Origin of the sequence: Paenibacillus sp. N3.4, assembly GCF_008017805.1 — a bacterium.
In the GTDB taxonomy this organism is placed as follows: domain Bacteria; phylum Bacillota; class Bacilli; order Paenibacillales; family NBRC-103111; genus Paenibacillus_E.
Map to the genome: position 1 here is coordinate 1 of NZ_VRTT01000023.1, position 25,806 is coordinate 25,806.

The 25,806-nt window shown below is 44.6% G+C and carries 29 protein-coding genes and 2 pseudogenes; 28 read left to right on the forward strand and 3 right to left on the reverse strand.

Annotated features, from left to right (window positions below):
• Positions 1 to 551: ACT domain-containing protein (locus tag FU659_RS13535; protein WP_147948063.1), on the forward strand; the 551-nt coding region annotated here is incomplete at its 5' end.
• A gap of 10 nt (positions 552 to 561) precedes the next feature.
• On the opposite strand, the gene FU659_RS13540 is transcribed toward FU659_RS13535, so the two are convergent.
• From FU659_RS13540 to comA, 3 genes are read right to left on the reverse strand one after another with little or no spacing between them, the layout of a single operon-like run.
• A complete protein-coding gene (locus FU659_RS13540) occupies positions 562 to 1,026 on the reverse strand; it encodes a DUF441 domain-containing protein (RefSeq protein WP_147948165.1) in 465 nt (154 codons plus the stop codon).
• Positions 1,027 to 1,083: 57 nt separating this feature from the next.
• Entirely contained in the window at positions 1,084 to 1,827 is a 744-nt protein-coding gene (locus FU659_RS13545; RefSeq protein ID WP_147948064.1) for a 2-phosphosulfolactate phosphatase, read from the reverse strand.
• Between the two features lie 3 nt (positions 1,828 to 1,830).
• A complete protein-coding gene (gene comA, locus FU659_RS13550; RefSeq protein ID WP_147948065.1) occupies positions 1,831 to 2,634 on the reverse strand; it encodes a phosphosulfolactate synthase in 804 nt (267 codons plus the stop codon).
• A gap of 334 nt (positions 2,635 to 2,968) precedes the next feature.
• Between comA and FU659_RS13555 the strand changes: the two genes are divergently transcribed.
• The 27 genes and pseudogenes from FU659_RS13555 to FU659_RS13685 all read left to right on the forward strand — a co-directional run bounded on the left by FU659_RS13555 (position 2,969) and on the right by FU659_RS13685 (position 25,804).
• Positions 2,969 to 3,235, forward strand: a complete 267-nt coding sequence (locus tag FU659_RS13555) for a YqhV family protein (protein WP_147948066.1) — start codon at positions 2,969 to 2,971, stop codon at positions 3,233 to 3,235.
• A gap of 72 nt (positions 3,236 to 3,307) precedes the next feature.
• Positions 3,308 to 4,297 carry a stage III sporulation protein AA gene (gene spoIIIAA, locus FU659_RS13560; protein ID WP_147948067.1) on the forward strand — a complete coding sequence of 330 codons (990 nt, stop codon included), beginning with the start codon at positions 3,308 to 3,310 and terminating at the stop codon, positions 4,295 to 4,297.
• 6 nt (positions 4,298 to 4,303) lie between these two features.
• Entirely contained in the window at positions 4,304 to 4,822 is a 519-nt protein-coding gene (gene spoIIIAB / locus FU659_RS13565) for a stage III sporulation protein SpoIIIAB (protein WP_147948068.1), read from the forward strand.
• A 61-nt stretch (positions 4,823 to 4,883) separates the two neighbouring features.
• Entirely contained in the window at positions 4,884 to 5,087 is a 204-nt protein-coding gene (gene spoIIIAC, locus FU659_RS13570; protein WP_029197158.1) for a stage III sporulation protein AC, read from the forward strand.
• Positions 5,088 to 5,097: 10 nt separating this feature from the next.
• Positions 5,098 to 5,487 carry a stage III sporulation protein AD gene (gene spoIIIAD / locus FU659_RS13575; protein ID WP_147948069.1) on the forward strand — a complete coding sequence of 130 codons (390 nt, stop codon included), beginning with the start codon at positions 5,098 to 5,100 and terminating at the stop codon, positions 5,485 to 5,487.
• Positions 5,488 to 5,510: 23 nt separating this feature from the next.
• The gene (gene spoIIIAE, locus FU659_RS13580; RefSeq protein WP_147948070.1) at positions 5,511 to 6,710 is read left to right on the forward strand and encodes a stage III sporulation protein AE; all 1,200 of its coding nucleotides are present in this window, start codon (positions 5,511 to 5,513) and stop codon (positions 6,708 to 6,710) included.
• Positions 6,711 to 6,723: 13 nt separating this feature from the next.
• Positions 6,724 to 7,461 (forward strand): stage III sporulation protein AF, encoded by a 738-nt coding sequence (spoIIIAF, locus tag FU659_RS13585; RefSeq protein WP_147948071.1) that lies wholly within the window; start codon positions 6,724 to 6,726, stop codon positions 7,459 to 7,461.
• Positions 7,442 to 8,104, forward strand: a complete 663-nt coding sequence (spoIIIAG, locus tag FU659_RS13590) for a stage III sporulation protein AG (RefSeq protein WP_315971314.1) — start codon at positions 7,442 to 7,444, stop codon at positions 8,102 to 8,104. The genes spoIIIAF and spoIIIAG overlap by 20 nt, the downstream gene beginning before the upstream one ends.
• 46 nt (positions 8,105 to 8,150) lie before the next feature.
• On the forward strand, positions 8,151 to 8,969 hold the full coding sequence (locus FU659_RS13595) for a SpoIIIAH-like family protein (RefSeq protein ID WP_147948073.1): 819 nt from the start codon (positions 8,151 to 8,153) through the stop codon (positions 8,967 to 8,969).
• A 155-nt stretch (positions 8,970 to 9,124) separates the two neighbouring features.
• On the forward strand, positions 9,125 to 9,625 hold the full coding sequence (accB, locus tag FU659_RS13600; RefSeq protein WP_147948074.1) for an acetyl-CoA carboxylase biotin carboxyl carrier protein: 501 nt from the start codon (positions 9,125 to 9,127) through the stop codon (positions 9,623 to 9,625).
• Positions 9,626 to 9,649: 24 nt separating this feature from the next.
• Entirely contained in the window at positions 9,650 to 11,008 is a 1,359-nt protein-coding gene (gene accC, locus FU659_RS13605) for an acetyl-CoA carboxylase biotin carboxylase subunit (protein ID WP_147948166.1), read from the forward strand.
• 154 nt (positions 11,009 to 11,162) lie between these two features.
• On the forward strand, positions 11,163 to 11,576 hold the full coding sequence (locus FU659_RS13610) for an Asp23/Gls24 family envelope stress response protein (protein ID WP_147948075.1): 414 nt from the start codon (positions 11,163 to 11,165) through the stop codon (positions 11,574 to 11,576).
• 84 nt (positions 11,577 to 11,660) lie between these two features.
• Complete coding sequence (gene amaP / locus FU659_RS13615; protein WP_147948076.1) at positions 11,661 to 12,221, forward strand: alkaline shock response membrane anchor protein AmaP; 561 nt, start codon at positions 11,661 to 11,663, stop codon at positions 12,219 to 12,221.
• Between the two features lie 14 nt (positions 12,222 to 12,235).
• Positions 12,236 to 12,463: a DUF2273 domain-containing protein gene (locus tag FU659_RS13620; RefSeq protein WP_147948077.1), complete on the forward strand. Its 228-nt coding sequence runs from the start codon at positions 12,236 to 12,238 to the stop codon at positions 12,461 to 12,463.
• 146 nt (positions 12,464 to 12,609) lie between these two features.
• Entirely contained in the window at positions 12,610 to 13,068 is a 459-nt protein-coding gene (nusB, locus tag FU659_RS13625) for a transcription antitermination factor NusB (RefSeq protein ID WP_147948078.1), read from the forward strand.
• A 72-nt stretch (positions 13,069 to 13,140) separates the two neighbouring features.
• Entirely contained in the window at positions 13,141 to 14,007 is an 867-nt protein-coding gene (gene folD / locus FU659_RS13630; RefSeq protein WP_147948079.1) for a bifunctional methylenetetrahydrofolate dehydrogenase/methenyltetrahydrofolate cyclohydrolase FolD, read from the forward strand.
• Positions 14,008 to 14,014: 7 nt separating this feature from the next.
• Positions 14,015 to 15,385, forward strand: coding sequence for an exodeoxyribonuclease VII large subunit (gene xseA, locus FU659_RS13635; protein ID WP_147948080.1), 1,371 nt, complete (start codon positions 14,015 to 14,017; stop codon positions 15,383 to 15,385).
• Positions 15,372 to 15,623 (forward strand): exodeoxyribonuclease VII small subunit, encoded by a 252-nt coding sequence (xseB, locus tag FU659_RS13640; protein WP_147948081.1) that lies wholly within the window; start codon positions 15,372 to 15,374, stop codon positions 15,621 to 15,623. Before xseA ends, xseB begins: the two co-directional genes overlap by 14 nt.
• A 1-nt stretch (position 15,624) precedes the next feature.
• A complete protein-coding gene (locus tag FU659_RS13645) occupies positions 15,625 to 16,530 on the forward strand; it encodes a polyprenyl synthetase family protein (protein WP_147948082.1) in 906 nt (301 codons plus the stop codon).
• A gap of 116 nt (positions 16,531 to 16,646) precedes the next feature.
• On the forward strand, positions 16,647 to 18,533 hold the full coding sequence (gene dxs / locus FU659_RS13650) for a 1-deoxy-D-xylulose-5-phosphate synthase (protein ID WP_147948083.1): 1,887 nt from the start codon (positions 16,647 to 16,649) through the stop codon (positions 18,531 to 18,533).
• A 36-nt stretch (positions 18,534 to 18,569) separates the two neighbouring features.
• Positions 18,570 to 19,400 (forward strand): TlyA family RNA methyltransferase, encoded by an 831-nt coding sequence (locus tag FU659_RS13655; RefSeq protein WP_147948084.1) that lies wholly within the window; start codon positions 18,570 to 18,572, stop codon positions 19,398 to 19,400.
• Between the two features lie 101 nt (positions 19,401 to 19,501).
• Entirely contained in the window at positions 19,502 to 19,954 is a 453-nt protein-coding gene (locus tag FU659_RS13660) for a hypothetical protein (RefSeq protein WP_147948085.1), read from the forward strand.
• Between the two features lie 2 nt (positions 19,955 to 19,956).
• Positions 19,957 to 20,406: a transcriptional regulator AhrC/ArgR gene (ahrC, locus tag FU659_RS13665; RefSeq protein ID WP_147948086.1), complete on the forward strand. Its 450-nt coding sequence runs from the start codon at positions 19,957 to 19,959 to the stop codon at positions 20,404 to 20,406.
• A 21-nt stretch (positions 20,407 to 20,427) separates the two neighbouring features.
• Positions 20,428 to 22,155 carry a DNA repair protein RecN gene (gene recN / locus FU659_RS13670; RefSeq protein ID WP_147948087.1) on the forward strand — a complete coding sequence of 576 codons (1,728 nt, stop codon included), beginning with the start codon at positions 20,428 to 20,430 and terminating at the stop codon, positions 22,153 to 22,155.
• A gap of 178 nt (positions 22,156 to 22,333) precedes the next feature.
• A pseudogene (spoIVB, locus tag FU659_RS13675) lies at positions 22,334 to 23,607 on the forward strand (SpoIVB peptidase).
• Between the two features lie 232 nt (positions 23,608 to 23,839).
• Positions 23,840 to 24,633: pseudogene (spo0A, locus tag FU659_RS13680) on the forward strand (sporulation transcription factor Spo0A).
• Positions 24,634 to 25,066: 433 nt separating this feature from the next.
• Positions 25,067 to 25,804 (forward strand): tRNA(His) guanylyltransferase Thg1 family protein, encoded by a 738-nt coding sequence (locus tag FU659_RS13685; protein WP_147948088.1) that lies wholly within the window; start codon positions 25,067 to 25,069, stop codon positions 25,802 to 25,804.
• Positions 25,805 to 25,806: the final 2 nt, after the last annotated feature.

Genomic DNA, 25,806 nt, shown 5'->3' on the forward strand with positions numbered 1-25,806 from the left:
ATGAAGGTACCAACGTGAAGGAGGAAGCAGTGATGGAGCAAGGAGTCGTCGTTCGAGGCATCGCTTTCGATAAAAATGTAGCAAGAATTAGTATTCTGGGTGTCCCTGAGAAACCAGGTCAATTGGCGAAGGTATTCGTCGCGCTGGCAGGAGAGCAAATTGATGTAGACATTATCGTGCAAAGCGGTGTCATCAACGGATCCGCGGACTTCTCTTTCACAACCACCCTTGCAGACCGTGAAAAAGCTCTAAGTGTCATTGAACAAATTCGTGGCGATGTTGGATTTAGAGAAGTCACTTCGGAAGTGAATCTTGTTAAAGTATCGATCGTTGGTGCTGGCATGGTTAGTACACCAGGCGTTGCCGCTACGATGTTTAAAGTTATTTCCGATCTGGGCATTTCGATTTCTTTGGTTAGCACGTCCGAAATTAAAATGTCCTGTGTCATCGACAACTCGAAGCTTAACGAAGTGATTCAAGCGTTGCACACCGCTTATGGCTTGGACACAACGGAGCAAGCTTTCGTTGGCGGACCGGAAGATCGCAGATAGTAGGCCATTTTTAGTGGATTTTCTCTGCTATAAAATAAAAAATTTTGAATAAAAATGCCGTTATTCCGGCTGCCATTAAAGGGCCAACCGGAATGCCGCGCATAAATATAATGCCAAATATAGAACCAATCACGAGGCCCACAATTAATTGTGGGTCTATTTTTAGCAGTTCCAAGCCTTTTCCATTCATATATGTGGCAACGGCTCCTCCGATGAGCGCAAGAATCCCCGGCCAAGTTGTGAAAACAGAGAGAATGTCTTTCATGGTGATTCGTTCACTGGCAAACGGGACAAGAACCCCCATCGTCAAAAATAGCAATCCAAGCTCTAATCCTTTACGTTCCATGGTAGGAAAAAAACGATCCAAGCCGATTAGCTTGAGAGCAAGCAGAATACAGGCTGCCATTGTAATAATGGGAGACCGACCGATAAGACCAATGATAATGAGAATTACTAAGAGTAAATCGCCGTTCATGCTCATAGCCCCTCCGCCTACATAACTTCCATCCTAGTGTATGAGGAAGGCTTGTATTTAGAACGAAGGAAGTGCGGAAGGATGATGAGGCAGCAAGATCATCTGATCGCCTTCTAGGATTGGGACTTCCTCTGTACTGTTTGCCCTTGCACAATAGATAACATCCGTGTGAAAACCCGACTTGCTCAGTTTTTTTCCATTGGTGCATGACAGTAAGGTTTCAAGGATATGATCTTTGGATTGCAAATAAAATCCGTGCAAGACTAAACCTAAATCATTCATGGTTATCTCGTTTTCACTCAGCATCGTACGAAATTCAGCTAAAATGAGTCCGGCGCATAAACCATCTTCCAGAGAGAAGACGTCCTGCGTACCCGCACAAACAATGACGACGTCCTTTTTAAAATCAATAGCAACCCTTGCACAGGATTTGCTGTTTGTTAAGGCTCCTGCTAGAACGTGATCCGCTTTGGTTGCTTTCTGAATGCTCCTGGTTCCGTTCGTTGTTGTTAAAAAAATTCGTCTTCCTTGAACTGCCTCAGCTGTGTATTCCAAAGGAGAATTGCCGAAATGAAAGCCCGGAATCTTCTTACAATACCGTTCCCCCCCAAGCAGGTCCCCATCGCGAAATAACTCTTTGGCTCTTAGTACTGTTTCTACGGGAAAAATAGCTTTGCATCCATTCATCAGTGCCGTAATAATTGTGCTTGTGGCGCGCAGAACATCAATGACAATGACGGTTTTATGGATAAAATCATCACTTCTGGCTTCGCCAATGTTAGCAACTACGTCGATATGCATTCTTTATTCCTTTCTGGTACCGAAGATCAGCGTATCGGAACGCAATCCTCTCCGCAAAGCTTCTAATGAAATCATTTCATCCGGTGATATATTACCGAGATGAATGTCCGGACCTAGCTGCTTGATCAGATGCACCTGTTGGTTTTTGAGCGGTGCTTCCCATAGCAGTTGGTGACCGGGCACCGCGGACAATACACGCTGTAATTCCTCGTCTTTGCATTTCCCGTTATGATCAAAGATACCGACGCCCATACCCGATTCTCGGGCCTCGATTGTAACCATTTTCGCCCCTAACTGGGTATCAATCATAACTGTCTCTATCAGTTCATCCAGCTCAATTGAGGATCCCCAACCTTTTTTACCGTATTCGGTAATCACCTCAAAGCCTTCCTCTAACCCTCGCTGAATCAGCTCATTTCGAACTTTACGCTCCATCTCAATGGTTCCGTCTGATATTTCAATACCATTAAACCCAAGAGCGAGGATCGTATCATAAAAAGAGGATACGGCATTTTGTGTGACGGCCACTTCAAGGAAAGTGCCCCCTGGATAAATGCAAATCCCATTCGCTTTGGCCAGATTAATTTTGGTTTTGAGCACCTGCATCGGGTACAAAGGCGAAGTGCCGAAACCAATTTTGATCATATCGACATGCTCACCGGATGTGCCGAGCACATCTTGGAATGCATGCAACCCTAACCCTTTATCCATCATCATCGTTTTGCCAAGTGTCCGTGGTTTGGTCTGCCTTCGCCCCGTGGGATCGGCCAAAACCGGGTTCCATTTCAGTTGAGAGGTCATTTCCATCGGTATTTCTCCTCACTGTCCTTTAAAGGATCAATTCTGAGTTCAGCATATGCACCTGCCTAAATGGAGGTGCCCAGTATGCCTAAAATCAGACGAGCTTGCATAAAGTAGGGTAAAAAGCTTTGACCCTACCTACAAGATTTTCGAGCAAACTACCGCTCTGCAATGTTATAAAAACCTTCAGACTCCATTGTAAATCTGTTCCTTTTATTAGATGGGCCTTCGGTTGGAAGGAACAGCTTTACAAAAGTCGCTTCTGGCCTTTTATAAAATCGCTCCGCTCATGCTCGAATATCCAAGGGAGTTCAAACCTTTTTAAGGAGGGTAGAAAAAAATGATGAATAAAATCGTGCTAAGCATGGCGTCGCTAAGATTGATGTCAGGGAGTATTGAAATCATTGCGGCAATTGTCATGCTGCGGTTAGCGACAATAGAAAAAGCGTTACTCGTAAACTCAGGACTGGCTCTAGTAGGTCCCCTAGTACTTCTCGCAACAACGACGATTGGTTTAGTAGGCATTGCTGAGAAACTATCATATGGCAAAATGCTCTGGGTGATTGCGGGGGTTAGTTGTCTCTTTATTGGTATTTTAAAAAAGTAATCGGTCATATTTCTTTCTATCAAGCATACAAATGAGTATAGAAGACTGGACAACTTGGAGGCATGTCTCCCTATGCTTGAAGAAATTATTAACCTGCTTCCCCACTCTTTCAGATTTCTTATCGCAGCGCTGCCGCACGACGTACAAGCTAGTATCGAGGAAATCAGGGTGCGAGAGTCACGTCCACTGGAAATTAGCTACGCCGATCAGTATGCCTTTATTGATGAACGTGGACAATTGGTGAGACTTGAAGCACAAGCTTATAAGCCTACAAGGCAGGATTGTCTGACACTCTTGGAGATGCTCACGAATCATTCCTTGTACACATTCGAGGAGGAACTGCGAAGGGGCTATATTACAGTAGCAGGTGGCCATCGCGTGGGACTAGCCGGACGTACGGTGCTCGATCAAGGGCAGGTCAAACAAATTCGTGATGTGAGTTCTTTTAACATTCGAATCGCCCGAGACATACAGGGAGTTGGCAAGGAATTGTTGCCGTCCTTAGTGGATCCGCTGCTAAAAAGCATCCATCACACACTGATCATTTCACCTCCGCAGCAGGGTAAAACAACCTTGATTCGCGATTTAACCCGACTGATCAGTCGGGGGGATTGGGGGAACGGCTTTTCTCATTTTGCTGCTAAAAAGGTAGGTGTTGTAGATGAACGCTCAGAAATTGCAGCCTGCATGAAAGGGACACCCCGATTCGATTTGGGTCCGCGTACAGACGTTTTGGACGGTTGCCCGAAGGCAGAAGGCATGATGATGATGATTCGTTCGCTTTCGCCTGATGTGTTGGTGGTTGACGAAATTGGACGTCCTGAAGACGTTTATGCCATTCATGAAGCGGTTCATACAGGTATACGGGTCGTTGCAACCGCACATGGCATGGATTTCGGGGATGTGCGTATGCGGCCTGTCTTGAAACAGCTTTTGGATGAGGGTGTGTTTGCAAGGTACGTCATCCTGCACCGAAGAAAAGGCGCTAAGGCTTCATTTCGAATTTTGGATCATCAGGGTAATCCTATAGAGAAAGAGAACTATCGCGTTAACAAAGGATGATGAAGAATGTTGAAATTTGTCGGAGGGATTCTCATTATCGGTGCAGCAACTTTAATTGGTTTCTTGCAAGCTGCCCACTACGCTAGGCGACCGAAGCAGATTCGAGTGCTCATCAGTGCTTTACAACGTATGGAGACGGAAATCACCTACGCGCTCACTCCGCTTCCGGAAGCATTTGCCTCACTCAGCAAACAGATTACCGAGCCCCTCTCTTCCTTATTTCGCTTAACGTCAGAGCGTTTACTGTCTAGTGACGGATCATCTACTCGCGAGATATGGCGCTTGATCGTAAAAGATATTTGGAAACGGACTTCGATGAGACAAGCAGAGCAAGAAGTTCTGCTGCAGCTTGGATCGGTGCTTGGATTAACGGATCGTAGCGATCAGATTAAGCATTTGCGACTTGCGGTCAGCCAGCTTCAAACCGAAGAAACGGAATCTAGAGAAGAACAAAGACGTTTCGAGAAAATGTGGAAAAGCCTGGGGTTGTTAATCGGAGCGCTGATCGTTATTTTGATGTATTAATGGTTGAACGGATGACTTGTCGCAAAGCGAAGTGTCTTGTCAACAGAGTGAGGTGCCTGGAATGAACGTAGATGTGAACGCCATTTTCCAGATCGCCGGCATCGGTATCATCATAGCGATGATCCATTCGGTGCTCAAGCAGATGGGTAAAGAAGATATGGCACATTGGGTCACAGTTATCGGCTTCGTAGTCGTGCTCTTCATGGTTGTCAGCATGCTGGATCATTTATTTAAAGAAATCAAAACGATCTTTCTATTCCAATGAGGTGGGCCTTATGGAAATCATCCAGATTGTAGGCCTGGGGCTTATCGTAACGATATTATCGCTCATCATTAAAGAGCAGAAGCCGATGTTTGCTTTCTTATTGGCCGCGTTCGCGGGTATTATGATTTTCTTATTCTTGATTGGCAAAATTTCCTCAGTCATTCAAGTTTTGGAGGACTTAGCCCAGAAATCCAGCATTAACATGGTGTTTTTGAAAACAATTCTGAAGATTATTGGCGTTGCCTACATAGCCGAATTCGGAGCGCAAATCGTAAGAGACGCCGGACAAGAATCCATTGCCTCCAAGATCGAGCTCTCTGGTAAAGTACTCATCATGGTTATGGCTATCCCCATCATTACAGTCATTGTGGAAACCGTCGTCAAGCTGCTGCCTGCTTAGCTGATTCCTTAGGAGTGACAATCATGATCCCACTTTATTCGCGCCAGATGATGAACAACCGTTGGATAATCATTTTCATGATGACGATGGGCCTGTGGCTCGGCTTAACAGGAACCATGGCGGCAGAATCCCCTGCAGATGTCGTTATCAAGGAACAGGCCAGTCATTTGAATACCGAACCTGTCGAGCAATATTGGGATAAGCTCATGAAAGATTATGGTGGTTATTTTCCTGAAAGCAAAACGCCAACCTTCATGGAACTGCTTCTCGGAACGAAAGGCATTAGCATGAAAAGCCTGTTCAAGGGATTGCTGAGCTATGTATTCCACGAAATTATTATTAACGGGAAACTGCTGGCTTCAATCGTTATTTTGACTATTTTCAGCACGATTCTGGAAACATTACAAAGTTCCTTTGAACGAAATACGGTGAGCAAGCTCGGTTATTCCATTACTTATATGGTGCTGATTATCATTGCGATTAACAGCTTCAGTGTTGCAATCAATTACGCCAAAACAGCTATCACGTCGATGATCCAGTTCATGATTGCTATCGTGCCTTTACTTTTAACTCTGCTTGCTTCTACAGGGAATATCACTTCAGTAGCCATTCTGCATCCACTGATTGTGTTCATGATAAATACAGTGGGCACTGCGATATATGTCTTTGTTTTCCCGCTTTTGTTCTTCTCTGCCGTGCTGCACATTGTTAGCTCTCTCAGTGAAAAATACAAGGTGACTCAGCTCGCAAATCTGTTGCGAACGATAAGTCTTGGCGCGTTGGGTATATTCGTCACCGTTTTTTTGGGTGTCATTTCGATTCAAGGAACGGCCGGCGCAGTGAGGGATGGCGTCGCGATCCGCACGGCAAAGTATATTACCGGCAACTTCGTTCCCGTCGTGGGGCGTTTATTCTCGGATGCAACCGAGACGGTCATTGGCGCTTCCTTGCTTGTGAAAAATGCGATAGGTCTTGTCGGTGTTGTGATTCTCGTATTACTGTGTGCTTTTCCGGCGATCAAAATTTTAACGTTAGCCTTTATTTACAACCTGTCCGCAGCCGTCATGCAGCCCTTGGGGGATAGCCCGATGATCGCCTGCCTTCAAACGATTGGCAAGAGCATGATTTATGTATTTGCGGCTTTAGCGGCTGTTAGTCTCATGTTCTTTCTGGCACTAACGATCATGATTACCATTAGCAATGTATCTGTGATGATGCGATGAGAGGGGCATACCGATGGATTGGTTAGCGGGATGGCTAAAAAGTGTCATTATGGTCATCATGCTGGCGACATTCGTTGATCTTCTGCTTCCCAACAGCACGATGCAGCGTTACGTTAAAACCGTTATGAGCTTATTTATATTACTCACGCTGCTTTCACCTGTTTTGCAGTTATTTCAGAAAGATTGGGATCTGGATAAGTTAATTGGCATGGCTGAAAAGAAACAGGCAGATAAGACGATGCTTGCCGGGAGTAGCAACCTTAATCTTATGAAATCACTCGATGTCATTACGAAAGATGCGCAAGTGCTTCAAGCTGCGGGGCAGAAGCAATCGCAGCAGATGCTTCAAACCCAGTTGGCTGAATTAATGAAAGAAGATTTGCAGAAACAAACAGATCTTGTCGTTCGAGACGTTCAAGTTCTGGCTGCACTCGACAATAACGGGAAGCCCGCCATTACCAAAGTTAGGGTGACTCTTGATGATATAGAAGTGAAAAAGCAAGCCGGACCTGCTTCCAGTTCCAAAAGCATTGCTGCCATGGAGCCGGTTAAGCCGATCGATCCGATTCGGATTGAAGGTTCTGAAAGTATGCTAGGCAGAAGCAAAGAAACAACATCAGGAGCAAAATTAACGCCTCAGAATGAACAAGAGCGTGCGAGACTCATAAAGGGAATTGCCCGTGATTGGCAGGTAGAGCCCACTCAGATCGACATTGCATTTGAACAGCGGAATGAAAGGATTGCGAGGTGAATCGATGGGAACATTGCTGCAATGGATGGAGCAAAAATTCGGCGGAGGTCCAGGTGGTCCGAAACGTAAAAATACGCTGCTCTGGGTTTTTATGATTGGTATGCTGGGAGCTGCGCTGATGATTATGAATTCTTTTATGACTGTGAAGGATGTTGATCCCATCAATGCGGGCAGAGCTTCCCCGCCACCAAGCAAAGAAACTTTTCTTGGGACAACGCCCAAAGAAAAATCTTCCTTTCATGACTACGAAGAGGCATATCAATCGCAGCTAAAGGACATTTTACAAAAAATTGTCGGTGTCGGTGATGTTGAAGTGCTCGTTACGATCGAATCTACGGAAGAGATGACCGTCGACAAAAATTATAATGACAATCAACAAATGACGACAGAACGCGACAATGGCGGAGCGACTCGAAATATATCCCAGGTAACGCGGAGCGGGGAAGTAGTCATCTATCAAGTCTCGGGCGACCAAAAGCCGCTTGTGCTCAAATATATCAAACCCAAAATTAGAGGTGTGGTTGTGGTAGCCAAAGGCGCGGAAAATTTGACTGTCAAAAAAATGATTACAGAGGCCGTTGAGCGCGGTCTTGAGGTTCCGGCTCATCGCATTTCGGTCTTACCGCGTAAAACAAGTCAATAATCAAAAAAATAAAAAATAATCATCTAAATTCTAGGAGGAATGTTCAATGAATGCGAAAAGACAAACAATTTGGCTTGTATCCATGCTTAGCTTAATGGTGGTGCTGTCTGCTTACTACTTGTTTACGGAAGATGTGAATAAGCTTGATTTGGCTTCAACGGATACGGTTGGGAAAGGCGCGCAAGAAGTTAAAATTGACATGAGTCAAGTCGATCAGAAGGCGCAAGTGAAAACTGACGTTAAAGCGGCAACAGGAACAGATGCGAAGACCGTCACTCCGCAAATATCGACAAAAACTGACGTTAAACAAGACGTAAAGACAGATGTTAAACCAGATGCAAAAATCGATGTGAAGACTGATGCCAAAGCGGATGTGAAGACCAATACAAAAACGGATGCAAAGACAACAACCTCAACAACTACAACCGATGCGGCCAAAACGGTTAAACCTAGCGCAACGAAAAGCGATGATCAAGTTCTGAAGCAAATGGAAGAACAAGCAAAAACGACTTCAGCAAGCGATTATTTCACGAATGAACAAATGAAACAAAGCGAGATGTTCAGCAAAAAATCATCTGATTTGCTTGATCTTATCGTTGATCCTAAGCAATCTCCGGATGCCGTTGCAAAAGCCAATAATGATTTGACAAAACTGTCGGATATTCAAGATAAGATCGAAAATTTACAGGATGTACTTATGAAAGACTTCCCGCAAGCGATTATCAATCAAGATGGGAACAAGTGGAAAGTGACAGTTCAAAGTGATAAACTTGAAAAAAGTCAAGGTGTAACCATTGTCGATATGGTTGTGAAAGAGCTGGGCGCAGCACCGGAAAACATCAAGATTCAATATGTGCGTCCGTAGCGAAAAATGAGTCGGTGACCCGTTTAGGGATAATAAAGGGAAGAGTCCATACAAACTGGACTCTTTCCATTTCGTGCGTTTATGGGTATAATACATACGTTGCGGTTATGAAACCGCATTTTTATTGGTTCACCAACGTTGAAGGAGTGACATGAATGTTCAAATTGAGTGAAATCAAAGAGTTGATCAAACTCGTCGATCAATCCTCTTTACAAGAACTTGAAATCGAAAACGAAGGCGCACGCCTTTCTATTCGCAAGCCGAATAAAACAGAAGCCGTGTACGTAACGGCACCTGTACAACAACATGCCTTTTCGCCAGTGGTTCAAGCGAACGCAGCGCTAGGAACGCCAAGTGCAGCCCAGGAAGCTTCAGTTCCTGTATCGAATGGAAATGCTAAGCAAGAGGACTCATCCTTACATAAGATTGTTTCACCGATGGTAGGAACCTATTATCAGTCTGCTTCTCCAGGTTCTGCTCCTTTCGCAAGTATCGGATCCAAAGTAGGGGACAAGTCTGTAGTCTGCATCGTAGAAGCTATGAAACTTATGAATGAAATCGAAGCCGAAATCAAAGGCGAAATCGTTGAAATACTCGTGGAAAATGGTCAATTAGTAGAGTATGGACAACCTTTATTTTTGGTAAGACCGGAGTAAGCGCGTTTTACAGGAGGGAAAATGATGAAATTTCATAAAATCCTAATCGCGAACCGCGGAGAAATTGCAGTTCGTATTATCCGAGCTTGTCGAGAGCTGGGCATTTACACAGTAGCGGTATATTCGGAGGCGGATCGTGAGGCGCTGCATGTGCGTCTTGCTGATGAAGCTTATTGTATCGGACCTACAGCATCCAAAGACAGCTATCTGAATTTCACGAACTTGATGAGTGTAGCCACACTCACAGAGTGTGATGCTATTCATCCTGGCTATGGATTTCTGGCAGAGAATGCGGACTTCGCTGAAATTTGCGAAAGCTGCAATATTACATTCATCGGACCGTCCCCGGATGCGATTAGCCGCATGGGCGATAAAGCGGTTGCTAAGCAAACGATGAAAGAAGCCAGAGTCCCTATTATTCCGGGTTCTGACGGTTTGGTAGAGAACATCGATGACGCTATCGTGATTGCCAGAGATATTGGTTACCCAATCATCATCAAAGCAACAGCAGGCGGCGGCGGTAAAGGCATTCGTATTGCTGAGAATGAGGAAACACTCGTACAGCAAATTACGGCGGCCCAGCAAGAAGCGCAAAATGCTTTCGGCAACTCAGGCATCTATTTAGAAAAGTATTTAACAGGCATGAAGCATGTGGAGATTCAGATTATCGCAGACAAGCATGGCAATGTCGTTCACTTGGGTGAACGTGACTGTTCCGTGCAGCGTCGCAGACAAAAGCTTGTGGAAGAAGCGCCTTGTCCGATTCTTACTCCTGAAATCCGCACAGCCATGGGGCAAGCAGCTGTTCGCGCGGCGAAAGCCGTCAATTATTCCGGCGCAGGTACGCTAGAGTTCCTACTCGGTCCTGATGGCAGCTTCTACTTCATGGAAATGAATACAAGAATTCAGGTTGAGCATCCGGTTACCGAAATGATTACGAGCATTGATATTATTCAAGAAATGATTCGTGTCGCTGAAGGCAATCCGCTTTCTTTTGCTCAAGAAGATGTTCGTATTCATGGCTGGGCGATTGAATGTCGTGTGAATGCGGAAGATCCAAACCGTAACTTTATGCCTTCTGCAGGCAAGGTAAGTTTTTATTTGCCTCCCGGTGGCTTTGGCGTTCGTGTGGATAGCGCTGTTTATCCGGGTTACACCATTCCGCCGCACTACGATTCTATGATTGCTAAGCTGATTGTATGGGGAGCGACGAGAGAAGAAGCCATTTCCCGTATGAAGAGAGCGCTCACCGAATTTGCGGTTGATGGCGTCAACACAACTATTCCTTTTCACTTGAAACTGCTCGATCATAAGCGATTCATCAAGGGAGATCATGACATTAAGTTCTTAGAAGAGCATGATGTCAATGACCCAGAATCGTAGATAATCATTTGTCATAATTTTGATGAAATGGTATACTAATAAATTAAGATGGCTTATCCAATAATCGTTACAAGCTAATCCTAAGATGCCACAAACTCAAGTTTATATTTACGACGCCGGCTATACTGGCGTAAAACTCTAAGGAGGTGCCACAATGAGCACAATCGCTCCGGACTACGTCAAAACAGATATGGGCAGCATCCAGATTGCCCCTGAGGTTATCGAAATCATTGCCGGCTTGGCAACGGTGGAAGTACAGGGAGTTGCAGGGATGAGCGGCGGACTAGCAGGTGGTATTGCTGAACTACTGGGACGCAAGAACTTATCCAAAGGCGTAAAGGTTGAAGTCGGACAACGTGAAGCTGCCATTGACGTCTCCATTATTATTGAATATGGACATCGCATTCCAGAAGTGGCTAGCGACATTCAACAGAATGTGAAGCAAGCCATTGAATCGATGACCGGATTGGGCGTTGTTGAAGTTAACGTTCATATTCATGATGTTCATTTTAAACAGGCGGATAAACCGATCGAAGAAGAAACAGCAGCAGCCCTTCGAGTCAAATAGGCGTTGTTGAATCCATATGGATCAATTGAAACCCCCTACAGGTTGCAGGGGGTTTCCTCTAACTATAGGAAGGGGACGGCTTACGTGGGTAAAATTGTGGACAGGCTCTTGCTACTTCTTTACAGCCTAATTATTTTCGTTGCATCTATCTTCGCGTTGTTCACAGCTTCGAGCTGGATCCCAAAGGATAAAGCGGAGCAAGTGTTAACAAACTTTTACTTCGAAAAAAGTTACGCCTATACGGCTATTGCTCTTAGCTTAGTCGTGCTGCTTATTTCTGTGCGTTTTCTTGTCTTAACGCTGCGTCCAGGACGTTCACAGGCGCCTTCTATCGATCAACGAACGGACTTTGGCGATATTCGTATTTCCATAGAAACTGTTGAGAATTTATCATTGAAGGCCGCAGGTCGAACCAAAGGAGCCAAAGATCTTCGCTCACGTGTCAGAGTCAATCAATCAGGTTTGGAAATTACGATCAGAACGATTGTCGATGGAGAAACCTCTATACCTGAGCTGACGGAAGAGATGCAAAGTACCGTAAAAACTTACATTGAAGAGATTACCGGCATACCTGTAGCCTCCGTTACTGTATTCGTAGCGAACATTGTACAATCAGCCCCAACATTTAAAAGCCGAGTCGAATAGAGGTGAGCCCACTTATGTGGAATGAGCTGTGGGGGTCCCATAGAGGCAAAGTGATCGGAGTAGCAGCAGGTATATTCTTCGGCTTTATATATTTGTTTTTTGGTTTTTGGGACATGCTGATCTTCGGTTTCATAGTTCTGATAGGTTATTATGTGGGAAATAAGATTGACCGCAAGGAAAGTTTCGTGATGCTGGAAGACATTTGGCGCTATCTCACTCAAAAATGGAGAATGTTTCGCTAAAATCCTTGGTTATCCATGGATTTTTTTGTTTGGATTCATTCCAATATGACGTATACTAGGATAAGCAGGTTTGATATAAGGACGAGCTATTTTGTAAAACGCGTAAGAGGCCAGTTTTCTTGCGAACACTTTTAGGAGGACCATCCATGAAACGCAGAGTTGCACGAGAAATTGCTTTACAAAGTTTATACCAGATCCAAATGAATGAGGCTACGCCTCTAGAAGCTGCCAAGATCGCGATTCATGAAGCGGAGAATGACAATGAAGCGCAGTTGGATGTTGCAGGCGAGAAAATTGAACCAGCGTACATTCATGAACTAGTCGAAGGAACCTATAGCAACAAGGTTAGAATTGACGAATTGCTTGAAGAGTATTTAAAAGGCTGGCAAATGGACAGGCTCTCACGCATTGACCGTGAAGTGCTTCGTTTGGCTGCCTATGAAATGCTTTACAGAGATGATGTTCCACCAAAAGTTGTCGTGAATGAAGCGATTGACTTAGCCAAGCATTATGGAACGGATGAGTCCGGAAAGTTCGTTAATGGCGTTCTGGGAAAAATGATTAAAGAGGTCGACGAATTGAAGGGCAAAGTGACTCCTTCTTAATTCATTTCCGTCATTTAATCGGTTATTATCGATCATTATTAAGCTACTACGAAGCGCTTAGGAGGATTCAATATGTCTGCAACTGTAATTAACGGGAAAGAATTAGTGAGTTCGATTCGCGAGGAAATTAAAGCTGATGTTGCCGCGCTAACGGCAAAAGGATATCAACCAGGTCTTGTTGTTGTCATCGTCGGGGAAGATGCTGCTTCGCAAGTGTATGTAAGAAACAAAGCGAAGTCCTGCGAAGAGGTGGGCATTTATTCAGAAGTGCATCGTTTGCCGGAGCAAACCACACAGCAAGAATTGATTGCGCTTATTCACAAATTCAATCACGACCATCGTATCAACGGTATTCTTGTTCAATCGCCATTGCCTAAACATATCAATGAAGAAGCGGTTGTGGATGAAATAGATCCCAAGAAAGACGTAGATTGCTTTCACCCAGTAAACGTAGGAAACTTAATGATTGGCAAAGACGGCATGAAGCCATGCACACCACAAGGTGTTATTGAAATTCTAAAACGTACAGGGGTCGAGATTGCAGGTAAACATGCTGTTGTTGTAGGAAGAAGCAATATCGTGGGTAAACCGATGGCATTGCTGCTGCTGCGTGAGCATGCAACTGTTTCGATTGTTCATTCACGAACTCCGAATATGGAAGAGCTAACGAAACAAGCCGACATCCTTGTTGTCGCGGTAGGCAAGGCTCATTTGATTAAAGCGAATCATGTAAAACCAGGAGCTGTGGTCATTGATGTAGGGATGAATCGTCCTGCGGACGGCAAGCTGACCGGGGATGTTGATTTTGAAGCAGTTAAAGAAGTGGCTAGTGCGATTACACCGGTACCAGGCTGTGTAGGACCGATGACAATTACGATGCTGCTTCGCAATACGGTGGATGCGGCCAGCCGCGCAGCTAACGCGAATGTGAGCGTTTAAAGGGAATATGGCTAGGAACGAGACGAAAATTTTATCTGTCAAGGATTTGAATCGGTATATCAAGCTATTACTGGAGGGGGATTCTCGCCTTCAGGATGTTTGGGTTCGCGGGGAAATATCCAATTTTACGCATCATTCCAGTGGCCATATGTATTTCACAATTAAAGATGCAGATGGCAGGCTCAAGAGCATTATGTTTGCCTCACATAACCAGAAACTCGGTTTTATACCGAAAGAAGGCACAAAAGTGATCGCTCGGGGAAATATATCCGTGTACGAAAGAGACGGAGCGTATCAGTTTTATGTGACAGCCATGCAGCCTGACGGCATCGGTAGTTTGTATTTGGCATTTGAGCAGCTGAAAAAGAAGCTTGAAGCAGAAGGACTGTTCGCCGCGGAACGTAAAAGACCGATTCCCCGGTTTCCACGCGCAATCGGCGTCATCACTTCTCCCACGGGGGCCGCTATTCGTGATGTCATCATTACGCTGCAGCGGCGCTTCCCGTCTATTCCGATTCTGTTGTACCCCGTTTTGGTTCAGGGGAATCAAGCAGGGCCTTCCATCGTCAAGGCGATTGAGGCGATGAATCGGTTGGGTGAAGCAGATGTACTTATTGTTGGCCGCGGAGGCGGTTCATTGGAGGAGTTGTGGGCATTCAACGAGGAAGCTGTGGCTCGGAGTATTGCAGCTTCGGTCATACCTGTGATCTCAGCAGTCGGACACGAGACGGATTTCACGATCGCGGACTTCGTTGCCGATCTCCGCGCGCCGACGCCTACAGCAGCAGCTGAATTGGCAGTCCCGCATCACCTTGAGCTGAAGCAGCAGCTATTGCAGCAAGCTCAGCGGCTGCGTGGCGGTTTGCTCCAGCAGCTGCGGCGCAAACAGGAACGGCTCGGACGCTCGCAGAGCTCGCCGTACCTAACCAATCCTCGCAGGCTGCTGCTTATGCAGCCTGCTGAGCGGCTCGACCGGCTGACGGAGCAGCTCGGTTATCGCATGCGGCAGCAGCTCACGCGCGCTGCCGAGCGGAGATTGAAGCTGGAGCGGCGCTTATCCGGCTTCAATCCCAAAGAGCAGGCCGTGTACGCGAAGCGCCGCTTGGATACTTCCAAGCGGCAGATGCTTACGGCCATGCAGACACTCCTGCGTAGGAGGAAGCAGGAGTGGCAATCCGGCGTCCGTCATCTGGACGCGCTTAGCCCGCTGAAGGTTATGCAGCGTGGCTACAGCTTGGCGTACGACGAACAAGAGCAGCAGCTCATTCGTTCCGTTTCGCAGGTTCAAGTTGGCGATAGGGTTAACATTCGCCTGAAAGATGGCAAGCTGAATTGCCAAGTTTCAGGGATGGAGGAGAATACAGATGACAAAGAGTGAAACGGAAGTTAGTTTTGAATCGGCGATTGAACAATTGGAGCAGATTGTTTCCCAATTGGAAAGCGGTGATGTTCCCTTGGAGAAAGCGATTGAGCTATATCAAGAGGGCGTTCGGCTGTCTCATCTGTGCGGTGTGAAGCTGGAACAAGTCGAGAAAAAAATTGAGATGTTGGTTGAGGGGGAAGCAGGCATCACGCGCAAGCCTTTCCAACCGATTTTGGAAGATAAGGGGAATTAGGTTGAATAAGACATCTACCATCCAAACCTATATCGCTTCCTATGCGGATAGGGTCGAAGCTGAATTAAGCCAGGCTTTACCTCAAGCTTGGGATGTCCCAGACTCCTTGCGTGAGTCTATGAATTACTCACTAATGGCCGGGGGCAAACGTTTACGCCCTATTTTCGTATTGGCTGCCTGTGAAGCGTTAGGAGGATCCGAGCAAGCGGCGCTGCCCGTTGCCTTAGCTATTGAGATGGTGCATACCTATTCTCTGGTTCATGATGACTTGCCAGCCATGGATAACGACGATTATCGCAGAGGGAAGCTGACGAATCATAAAGTGTATGGCGAAGCGATGGCGATTCTTGCGGGCGACGCCTTGCTGACTCATGCTTTCTACAGCATTACTCAGGTTCATAAGAATCACGGGATTCCCGCAGAGCGGGCATTGGCGATTACCGAAGAGCTTGCCGTTTATGCAGGCGCAAGCGGCATGGTTGGCGGGCAGGCAGCGGATATGCTTGGCGAACAAGGCATCACAAAGCTTGAAGAATTGCAGTATATTCATTTACACAAAACGAGCGATCTGATCGTGTTCTCTCTGCGTGCAGGCGGTCATCTTGCCCTTGCAACCGACGCTCAACTGGAGGCGCTTACGGAATACGGTAACGCGATCGGGTTGGCTTTTCAAATTCAAGATGATATTCTGGATATTATCGGTGATGAGAAGAAGCTCGGTAAGCCCGTTAAGAGTGACGAAAAACAACAGAAGGTTACTTACCCGTACTTTATCGGCTTAGAAGCATCTAATCAGAAAGTCAAAGAATTAACAAACAAGGCTAAAGAGGCCCTCATTCAAGCGAATTTAACAAACCCTGAGAGGCTGTTACAATTAGCTGATTATTTAATGCAGCGAGATCATTAAGCCAAGGTTCCTACGATGCGGAACCTTGGCAAATCAGCCGCTATGCACGATTTACTTAAATCTATGATATAATGGTGAAATCTTAGCATTTTCACATTGAAAGTGAGGAAACAAGCGTGCTGCTCGAACAAATCAATCGGCCTGAGGACTTGAAGCGTTTATCCTTGACGGAGCTTGAGACATTGGCTGGTGAAATCCGTCAATTTCTGATTGAGAAGCTGTCCGTAACAGGCGGACACCTTGCACCGAACTTAGGCGTGGTTGAGCTCACCATTGCTTTACATACCCTATTCCATAGTCCGTATGATAAATTAATTTTTGATGTGGGTCACCAAGCTTATGTGCATAAAATTTTAACGGGGCGCAAAGATAAATTCGATACGCTTCGTAAATACAAGGGACTTTGCGGATTCATAAAGCGTTCCGAGAGTGAGCACGATGTTTGGGAAGCCGGACATAGCAGTACTTCTCTGTCTGCGGCAATGGGTATGGCAATGGCGCGCGATCTCAAAGGCGAACACAATAAAGTTGTTGCTATTATCGGCGACGGCGCGATTACCGGCGGTATGGCGCTTGAAGCTATGAATCATATCGGTCACGAAAAGAAAAATATTATCGTCATTCTGAATGACAATGAAATGTCCATCGCACCCAACGTGGGGGCTCTTCATAATTATTTAAGCAAAATTCGTTCCGATCGTCATTATTTAAAAGCCAAAGAAGAAGTTGAATATTTACTTAAGAAAATTCCTGCCATCGGCGATACGTTGGCCAAAACCGCGGAAAAGCTGAAGGACAGTCTCAAATATTTTGTTCTTAATGGTGTTTGGTTTGAAGAGCTTGGATTTACGTACATTGGCCCTGTAGACGGTCACAACCTGCAGGTATTATTCGATACACTCAAGCAAGCCGAGAAAGTGAACGGTCCTGTCCTTGTTCATGTCGTTACCACCAAAGGCAAAGGTTATGTGCCTGCAGAGAAGGACTCTTTCACATGGCACGGACTTGGACCTTATAAGATGGAGTCAGGTCAAGTATTGAAATCCGTCGGTCCACCGATGTATACAGAAATATTCGGGAACACGTTGATTGAACTCGGAGAAAAAGATAACAGAATCGTTGCTGTTACGCCAGCTATGCCAGGAGGCTCTGGCTTACTGAAGTTTCAAAAACTGTTCCCGGAACGGATGATTGATGTCGGTATTGCCGAACAGCATGCAGCAACCTTATGTGCTGGCCTTGCGAGTGAAGGATTAAAGCCTGTATTTGCGGTTTATTCTACTTTCCTTCAAAGAGCCTACGATCAAGTTGTTCATGACATTTGCCGTCCTAAATTGAATGTAACTTTCGCCATTGACCGTGCCGGGTTTGTTGGTCCTGACGGTGAGACGCATCAAGGTGTTTATGATATCGCGTTCTTGCGCTCCTTGCCTAACATGGTGCTGATGATGCCCAAAGATGAGCAGGAACTGCGCAATATGATGCAGACAGCCCTTGAATATAACGAGGGTCCGATTGCTTATCGTTATGCACGCATTAATGGTACAGGTGCAAGTATTGATGCTGCTCCGAAGGCTATTCCTATTGGAACATGGGAAACTTTGCGTGAAGGCGATTATGCTGCAGTGCTTGCAGTTGGACCTATGGTGCAGATCGCCGAAGAAGCAGCAGAGCAATTAGCTAAAGAAGGCATCAACCTGCGTATCGTTAATGCTCGCTTCATTAAACCGCTGGATGAAGCTTGTTTACTTCAACTTGCGAACGAATTCATGCCCATCATCACGATGGAAGAAGGCGCTATTGAAGGCGGTTTTGGAAGTTCGATCTTGGAATTTTTTGCGCTTAAAAGTGTTATAGGGCTGCCTATTCAAGTGATGGGGATTCCCGATTATTTCGTTGAACATGGCTCTGTGTCTGAACAGCGTGCTGAAGTAGGTCTTACCGTTCAGAATCTTATTGCCGAAGTGAAGAAGCTAGTCCCACGCAAACGTCAAAGAGCTTAGTTTAAGGCTCGAAACGATAGGAGTTAACGCAATCACATGTCATCTGATAAAGAACGATTAGATATATTGCTTCTTGAACAAGGCTATTTTGAAAGCAGGGAAAAAGCAAAGGCCGCCATTATGGCTGGCCTTGTTTTTGCTAATGAGGAACCCGTCGATAAAGCGGGAACGAAGATCAGCCGCTCGGCAGTACTTAAAGTCAAAGGGGCTCTTCACCCTTATGTAAGCAGAGGCGGTCTGAAGCTGGAGAAGGCGCTTAAAAAGTTCGAGATTGATGTAACTGGCGCCGTTATGATTGATATTGGTGCGTCCACTGGCGGATTTACGGATTGTGCGCTCCAAAATGGCGCTTCCTCCGTGTATGCTGTAGATGTTGGTTACAATCAATTGGATTGGTCGCTTCGCAATGATGAGCGTGTTCACGTCATGGAGAGAACGAATTTCCGCTTTACGAAGGCAGAGGATCTTCCAGGTCCAAGACCGACATTTGCATCGATTGATGTCTCCTTTATTTCACTGCGCATTATTCTGCCACCGCTCAAAGAAATTTTATTGAAACAAGGGCATGTTGTTGCGCTCATTAAGCCACAATTTGAGGCTGGTCGGGAGAAAGTCGGGAAATCTGGTGTTGTCCGTGATCCCGATGTGCACGAAGAAGTATTAACCACTGTGCTTTCTTTTGCACAGGAGCTTGGTTTCCGTCTAAAAGGGCTGACTTATTCTCCGATTACGGGGGGCGAAGGGAATATTGAATTCCTTGCCTATTGGTCAAGTAATGAAGAAGACTCGTCTTTAGCCGAAGAAGCTTCCTTACAATCCGTCATTCAAGATGTTGTGAAAGAAGCGCAGAAGCTCCATGGCAAATAAACTCATCTTTACGTCCGAATTTGCGGCCCAGAGATGGGTTTTTTGCTTAAGAAAAAGGATTTTCTGAGTGAATTCGCGAATACTATGGCGAGGTGAGGGGCATGGAACAAGGCGATGTCACAGTCATTTTGCTAATTCTAATAGTTGTTGTTGGCTTTATCCTTACACGCATAGGAAGATGGCTCAATCAACCATCGAAACTTAGGTCATTTATACCTAGGCAAGCGGACTTGCCACAGGATGATGTTGTAGAGCTATTAGAAGGTGCTGGCTTTGATGTATTGGCCGGTAAAACCAAAATACCCATAACCATGACCATTAATGATCGGGAACAGTTGGAAAGTCGATTGTTCATTGATTATTTTGCTGAGAAAGATCAGCTTATCTATCTTGTTAAGCTTGCCAATGAGCGGAAACCGCTTGAAATGACCGGAAGCTCTGTACGTGAACGGCTTTTACCGTATCGATTATTGTACCCCGATGCTGCTGGTGTATTATATGTAGATATGGCACTTAACAAAATCAAAAAAATCACATTTCATATAGAGGTGTAAGCATGAAAGGTCAACGACATGTGAAAATCAGAGAAATCATTTCCAACCATGAAATCGAGACACAGGATGAATTGGTGGAATCCTTGCGGGCGGCCAGTTTCCATGTTACACAGGCAACCGTATCCCGGGACATTAAGGAGCTTCACCTGATTAAGGTACCTCTTGATGATGGCAGATATAAGTATTCAATGCCTGCAGATCAGCGTTTTAACCCTATGCAAAGGCTTCGTAGAGCGCTAAGCGACCATTTTGTAAGTATCGATTATACAGATAACCTTGTTGTTATGAAATGTCTCCCAGGCACTGCCAATACCATATGCGCTCTGATTGATAATTTGGAATGGAGCGGTGTGATGGGGACGATCTGCGGAGATGACACCATTCTTGTGATTTGCCGCGGCAAAGACAATAGTGTTTCTTTCGTCAGTGAAGTTATGTCTTTATTATCTTAATGCCAGGAGTAGGAGGAGCACATGCTTACAGAACTTTCGATTCGTAATTTGGCCGTCATCGAACACGTACATATCCGTTTCAAAACAGGTTTTCATGTCCTCACAGGGGAGACTGGTGCAGGTAAATCGATCATTATTGATGCACTCACACTCATCGTCGGTGGCCGAGGCTCTTCCGAGTTGGTTCGATACGGCACAGACAAAGCTGAGATCGAAGCTATGTTTGAGTTACCCACAACGCATCCAGTATGGCATACGCTTACAGAGTTAGGCATACAGGCAGATTCCAATGAACACTTAGTCATTCGCAGAGAAATTACAGCAACAGGAAAAAGTTCCAGTAGAATTAATGGACAGCTAGTCAATCTGACGATGCTGCGCCAAACAGGCGAATGGCTAGTAAATATTCATGGGCAGCATGAGCACCAGTCTTTACTCAACGTCGAGGAACACATTCATTCGCTAGATTTATTTGGGGATTCTGAGATTGAAACTGCAAAGAAAACCTATCAGGCCTCCTATGATCACTATATCAAATTACAGAAAGAATTACGTGACTTGCAAGAGACAAGTAAGCAAGCTTTGCAGATGCTAGATTTATATCGTTTCCAAATCGATGAAATTTCAGCCGCGAAGCTTAAGGTTGGGGAAGATGAAAAATTAGCCGAAGAGAAACGCAAGCTTTCTAATGCAGAAAAGCTGTATCAGAGTTCATCGGAAGCGTATGATTTCCTTTATGCAACCAATCGAGGTTTAGACGCGGCGGGCAAAGCGGTAGCTAGAATACAAGATATCGTGCAGTTAGATCCCGTAAAGCTCACCCCTTTGTTAGAGCAAGCACAATCGGCGTTTTATCAGATGGAGGATGCCGCTTATCAGCTAAGGGATTATCGAGATGAAATCGAGTTCAATCCATCACGTTTGGATTTTATTGAGCAAAGATTGGATACTTTGACGTCTCTTCGTCGAAAATATGGAGAGAATATACAAGAGATGCTCGCCTATTTAGAGAAAATCAAAAAAGAAGTCGATACGATCGAAAATAAAGATGAACATATTCGTAATCTGGAAGATAAACTTGCCTTAGAGGAGAAAAAGCTTAGCGCAGCTGCGTTGAATCTTTCTACGCTACGCAAAGGTATCGCTCATCAATTAGCAGCGCAAATCGAGCATGAGCTGAGAGATCTGCAGATGGAACGCACACAATTTCGCGTACAAGTCGAGCAAATTCTAGACGAACGAGGGATTGAAGTGGAAGGAAAGAAGGTTCGCTTCTCTCGTCAGGGTGTGGATTACATTGAATTCATGATGGCTCCGAATCCGGGCGAACCATTGCGTGGCTTAAGTAAAATCGCCTCTGGCGGAGAACTCTCCCGGATCATGCTAGCCATGAAAACGATCTTTGCGCGCATTGATCAAATTCCTGTTCTCGTCTTTGATGAAGTGGATACAGGAGTCAGCGGAAGAGCGGCACAAGCCATTGCCGAGAAGATGTCTGTACTCTCAACAAGCTGCCAAGTTTTCTCAATTACACATTTGCCTCAGGTGGCCAGCTTCGCGGATGTTCATTTCTATATACATAAAGAAGTTGATCATGAAAGAACGTTCACCCGAGTTAGAGATATGCCTGATGCTGAACGTGTACAGGAGCTTGCTCGGATGCTCGGCGGTGTTGAAGTGACGGAAACGACGCTGCATCATGCAGGGGAAATGCTTGCCATGGCAAGAAATAAGAAATTAAGGGTATGAAAGTATAGATAGTCATCATTTTCAGTTATAAAACAGGGGGAGTGGGGTTAACTTATAAGTACGCATTTGACGACTACTTTCGTCAGGGCTTTAGGAAGTGTGAGGGAGCGTGAGGATATTGCATTCCAGCAAAAGGAAAAGAAGATTGATTGGATTATTGCTCGTCTTCTTCGTTTGTATGGTAAGTTTGTCTCCGCCTTTTCAAAGCTTTGCCTCCTTCCCCCAAGAACTTCGTTTATTTAGCGGCCAAGGGAAGCAGTTGCAATTAACAATGCCGGTTAATGCCCAAATAACGGTCAAAGATACGGATATTGTGAAAGTGAACGGCAATGCCCAGCACTCATTTCAAGTTAATCTCAATGAACCCATCTCCTTGCAGTCCGATCGTTCCGGTCAGACAGAGATGAAGCTCAAGCTTTTTGGCGCTATTCCCTTTAAGACGGTGAAAGTGAATGTCGTTCCGGATCTAAAGGTAATTCCAGGTGGTCAAACAATCGGTGTGAAAATCAAGTCTGCCGGTATTCTGGTTGTTGGACATCATCTCGTAACGGTTGCGCCAGACCAGAAAGTTCGCCTGGAGAAGAAGCGAAAATTCAAGTAGGTGATCTCATCATGAAAATTAATGGCAAAGATTCTAAGGATGTAAGCAAAGTGGCCGATCTCGTCGCTAAATCAGGGGAGAGTGGTACACCTCTCGAGTTGAAAATTCTTAGAAACAATGAAGAATTGCAAATGAAGCTTCAACCTGTCTACGATGTTGTGGATAAGTCTTATCGGCTAGGCCTGTATATCCGTGACTCTGCCGCGGGTGTGGGTACATTAACCTTCTACGCACCTGATCAGGGTGTCTACGGGGCTCTCGGCCATGTCATTACCGACATGGATACACAAACACCTATTATTGTTGGCGATGGGGATATTGTCTATTCTAATGTCACTTCGATTTCTAAGAGCCATAATGGCGATCCAGGGGAAAAGCATGCAACCCTTTATAAGGACAGTAAAGTAATAGGTAATATTGAGAAAAATACGGCCTTTGGTATCTTTGGCAAAATGTACGCAGCTCCTGACCATAGCTTGGATAAAGAAGCGATTCCGGTTGCTTTCGCAGAAGAAGTGAAAGAAGGTCCCGCACAAATTTATACCGTTGTGGAAGGGCAAAAGGTTGAGAAATTTGATATTCAAGTCGTACATGTTTCCAAGCAAGATTTTCCCGGTACCAAAGGGATGGTCATTAAAATTACCGATCCTAGGTTGTTGGACAAAACGGGCGGTATTGTGCAAGGGATGAGCGGCAGTCCCATCATCCAAAACGGCAAACTGATCGGTGCAGTGACTCATGTATTTGTAAACGATCCGACAAGCGGTTATGGCTGTTTCATTGAATGGATGCTTCAAGATTCAGGTATTGTCTTGCGACCTACTTCTTCCCAAGAATCAAAGGCGAGTTAACAGCCTTTGATTTTTTATATTGTATTAACCTCATTCTACATGTTGAACTCAATTTAGATCATTATTGTCGAAAAATGTTGGAATCGCAAGATAAATATACTATTATATAAGAAGTTAAATAAAAGAAAAGAAAAATAATATTCGACAGAAGGAATTTAAGTTGGGGTGTCGAATATCTTTATTTATGAGAAAAATTACCAACTTGTATGAGTAGCTAAAGGAGGATTTAAAGTTGCAAAAAATTCAGGTGTTACTAGCAGATGACAATCGTGAGTTTACCCATTTATTGTCAGAGTTTATTGGTGAGCAAGAGGATATGGAAATTGTCGGGGTGGCATACAACGGTAACGAAGTTCTTCGATTTATTGAACAACAACGTGAATTGCCGGATGTGCTCATTTTAGATATCATTATGCCTCATCTTGATGGACTAGGTGTGCTTGAGAAAATGCGGGAAATGAACCTTCCTACGCAACCGAAAATCATTATGCTAACTGCATTTGGGCAAGAAAACATCACTCAAAAAGCCGTACAACTTGGAGCTTCCTACTACATATTAAAACCATTTGACATGGAGACACTGACGAATCGCATCCGTCAACTTGTGGGTACAAGCCAAATTCATGCAACAACATCGAATTCACGCGCCAACGTTGTCCACATGCCAAAAGGAAAAAATTTAGACGCAAATATCACCAGCATCATACATGAAATTGGCGTTCCTGCACATATTAAAGGATATCAATATCTTCGCGAGCCATCACAATGGTCTATAACAATATCGAAATCCTCGGAGCCATTACGAAAACTTTGTACCCTGCTATCGCTGAGAAATACAAAACTACGCCTAGCCGCGTTGAACGAGCCATTCGCCATGCTATTGAAGTCGCCTGGACGCGCGGCAACATCGATTCGATTTCGTTTATCTTTGGTTACACGATCAATATTTCGAAGTCGAAGCCGACGAACTCGGAATTTATCGCGATGGTTGCGGATAAATTAAGAATTGAGCATAAGGTTTCTTGAGAGTGATAGAATCTTTGAGCGGTAAGGGGAATTTGATTATATAAGTTGATTTTAGTGTGTGTAAATTTATCGTAGACTTGCCAATGAGATTCCGATAAATTTTTACGTGTGATAGCGATAAACGTGTGATATTTGCACCTCCTTTGTTCACTGAATTTATCGGACATAGACGTTCCTTCATATTAACAAATTGGAATCACCAGTCAAGGTGGTTCTTTTTTACATTCCATTATCCCTATTGCTCCCCACTATTCGCGCTCCCATGTATCAATTTATTGATACACAAATAAAGCAGATCACCTGTTACGGTGGTCTAATTAACGAATGTAGAAATATTTAATTCTTACCCATATATTTATCGATCATCTTTGTTAATAACTTTTTGCAGTTCAAAATAAAACAATTCTTTTAAAGGAAAGGGAAATGAATAGATATGAAGAAAGATGATTTTGGCAACAGAATGAAGGAATATGAAAATGCTTTTAGAAACAGTTTGCCGCGTAGACTTCCAGTGATATTAAGAATTGATGGTTGTCACTTCCACACCTTCACAAGAGGAATGAAAAAGCCTTTTGATGAAACACTAACAAATGCCTTATGGGAAACCTGCAAGTTCCTCGCTCAAAACATAATGGGTTGCAAAATTGTATATCAGCAAAGTGATGAAATATCAATCCTGCTTACGAATTATGATAAATTAACAACTCAATCATGGTTCGAAAATAATATTCAAAAAATGGTCTCTGTATCTGCATCGATGGCAACAGCGAAATTCAACGAGGTAATTAAACCACATTATCCCGATAAACCTCTGGCAACTTTCGATAGTAGGGCATGGGTGCTTCCACATGATGAAGTAACAAATTATTTCTTATGGAGGCAGCAAGACGCTACAAAAAATAGTATTTCAATGGTGGCACAAGCAAACTTCCCACATAAACAGTTGCAAGGTCTCACTGGAAAGCAACTTCAAGATAAACTGTTTTTAGAGAAGGGTATTAATTGGAACGATCTACCTGTATGGCAGAAACGAGGAGTTTGTATCACTAAGCAGCAGTATTTCAAAGGCGAAACGCAAAGGACTAAGTGGGATGTTGATCATGAAACTCCGATATTTTCACAGAATAGAGATTACATAAACGAATTTGTATTTTTAGATAAGGGTGAGTAATT

What these genes read in the sequence shown, in the direction of transcription:
- spoIIIAG (WP_315971314.1), top strand. Translation starts at nt 7,442, where the DNA reads ATGAAAGGATTGCGAGGTGAATCGATGGGAACATTGCTGCAATGGATG.
- spoIIIAD (WP_147948069.1), top strand. Translation starts at nt 5,098, where the DNA reads ATGGAAATCATCCAGATTGTAGGCCTGGGGCTTATCGTAACGATATTA.
- recN (WP_147948087.1), top strand. Translation starts at nt 20,428, where the DNA reads ATGCTTACAGAACTTTCGATTCGTAATTTGGCCGTCATCGAACACGTA.
- accC (WP_147948166.1), top strand. Translation starts at nt 9,650, where the DNA reads ATGAAATTTCATAAAATCCTAATCGCGAACCGCGGAGAAATTGCAGTT.
- spoIIIAB (WP_147948068.1), top strand. Translation starts at nt 4,304, where the DNA reads ATGTTGAAATTTGTCGGAGGGATTCTCATTATCGGTGCAGCAACTTTA.
- spoIIIAA (WP_147948067.1), top strand. Translation starts at nt 3,308, where the DNA reads ATGCTTGAAGAAATTATTAACCTGCTTCCCCACTCTTTCAGATTTCTT.
- FU659_RS13620 (WP_147948077.1), top strand. Translation starts at nt 12,236, where the DNA reads ATGTGGAATGAGCTGTGGGGGTCCCATAGAGGCAAAGTGATCGGAGTA.
- xseB (WP_147948081.1), top strand. Translation starts at nt 15,372, where the DNA reads ATGACAAAGAGTGAAACGGAAGTTAGTTTTGAATCGGCGATTGAACAA.
- ahrC (WP_147948086.1), top strand. Translation starts at nt 19,957, where the DNA reads ATGAAAGGTCAACGACATGTGAAAATCAGAGAAATCATTTCCAACCAT.
- FU659_RS13655 (WP_147948084.1), top strand. Translation starts at nt 18,570, where the DNA reads ATGTCATCTGATAAAGAACGATTAGATATATTGCTTCTTGAACAAGGC.
- folD (WP_147948079.1), top strand. Translation starts at nt 13,141, where the DNA reads ATGTCTGCAACTGTAATTAACGGGAAAGAATTAGTGAGTTCGATTCGC.
- xseA (WP_147948080.1), top strand. Translation starts at nt 14,015, where the DNA reads ATGGCTAGGAACGAGACGAAAATTTTATCTGTCAAGGATTTGAATCGG.
- accB (WP_147948074.1), top strand. Translation starts at nt 9,125, where the DNA reads ATGTTCAAATTGAGTGAAATCAAAGAGTTGATCAAACTCGTCGATCAA.
- FU659_RS13540 (WP_147948165.1), bottom strand. Translation starts at nt 1,026, where the DNA reads ATGAACGGCGATTTACTCTTAGTAATTCTCATTATCATTGGTCTTATC.
- FU659_RS13595 (WP_147948073.1), top strand. Translation starts at nt 8,151, where the DNA reads ATGAATGCGAAAAGACAAACAATTTGGCTTGTATCCATGCTTAGCTTA.
- spoIIIAF (WP_147948071.1), top strand. Translation starts at nt 6,724, where the DNA reads ATGGATTGGTTAGCGGGATGGCTAAAAAGTGTCATTATGGTCATCATG.
- FU659_RS13610 (WP_147948075.1), top strand. Translation starts at nt 11,163, where the DNA reads ATGAGCACAATCGCTCCGGACTACGTCAAAACAGATATGGGCAGCATC.
- FU659_RS13555 (WP_147948066.1), top strand. Translation starts at nt 2,969, where the DNA reads ATGATGAATAAAATCGTGCTAAGCATGGCGTCGCTAAGATTGATGTCA.
- comA (WP_147948065.1), bottom strand. Translation starts at nt 2,634, where the DNA reads ATGGAAATGACCTCTCAACTGAAATGGAACCCGGTTTTGGCCGATCCC.
- spoIIIAC (WP_029197158.1), top strand. Translation starts at nt 4,884, where the DNA reads ATGAACGTAGATGTGAACGCCATTTTCCAGATCGCCGGCATCGGTATC.
- FU659_RS13545 (WP_147948064.1), bottom strand. Translation starts at nt 1,827, where the DNA reads ATGCATATCGACGTAGTTGCTAACATTGGCGAAGCCAGAAGTGATGAT.
- nusB (WP_147948078.1), top strand. Translation starts at nt 12,610, where the DNA reads ATGAAACGCAGAGTTGCACGAGAAATTGCTTTACAAAGTTTATACCAG.
- FU659_RS13660 (WP_147948085.1), top strand. Translation starts at nt 19,502, where the DNA reads ATGGAACAAGGCGATGTCACAGTCATTTTGCTAATTCTAATAGTTGTT.
- FU659_RS13685 (WP_147948088.1), top strand. Translation starts at nt 25,067, where the DNA reads ATGAAGAAAGATGATTTTGGCAACAGAATGAAGGAATATGAAAATGCT.
- spoIIIAE (WP_147948070.1), top strand. Translation starts at nt 5,511, where the DNA reads ATGATCCCACTTTATTCGCGCCAGATGATGAACAACCGTTGGATAATC.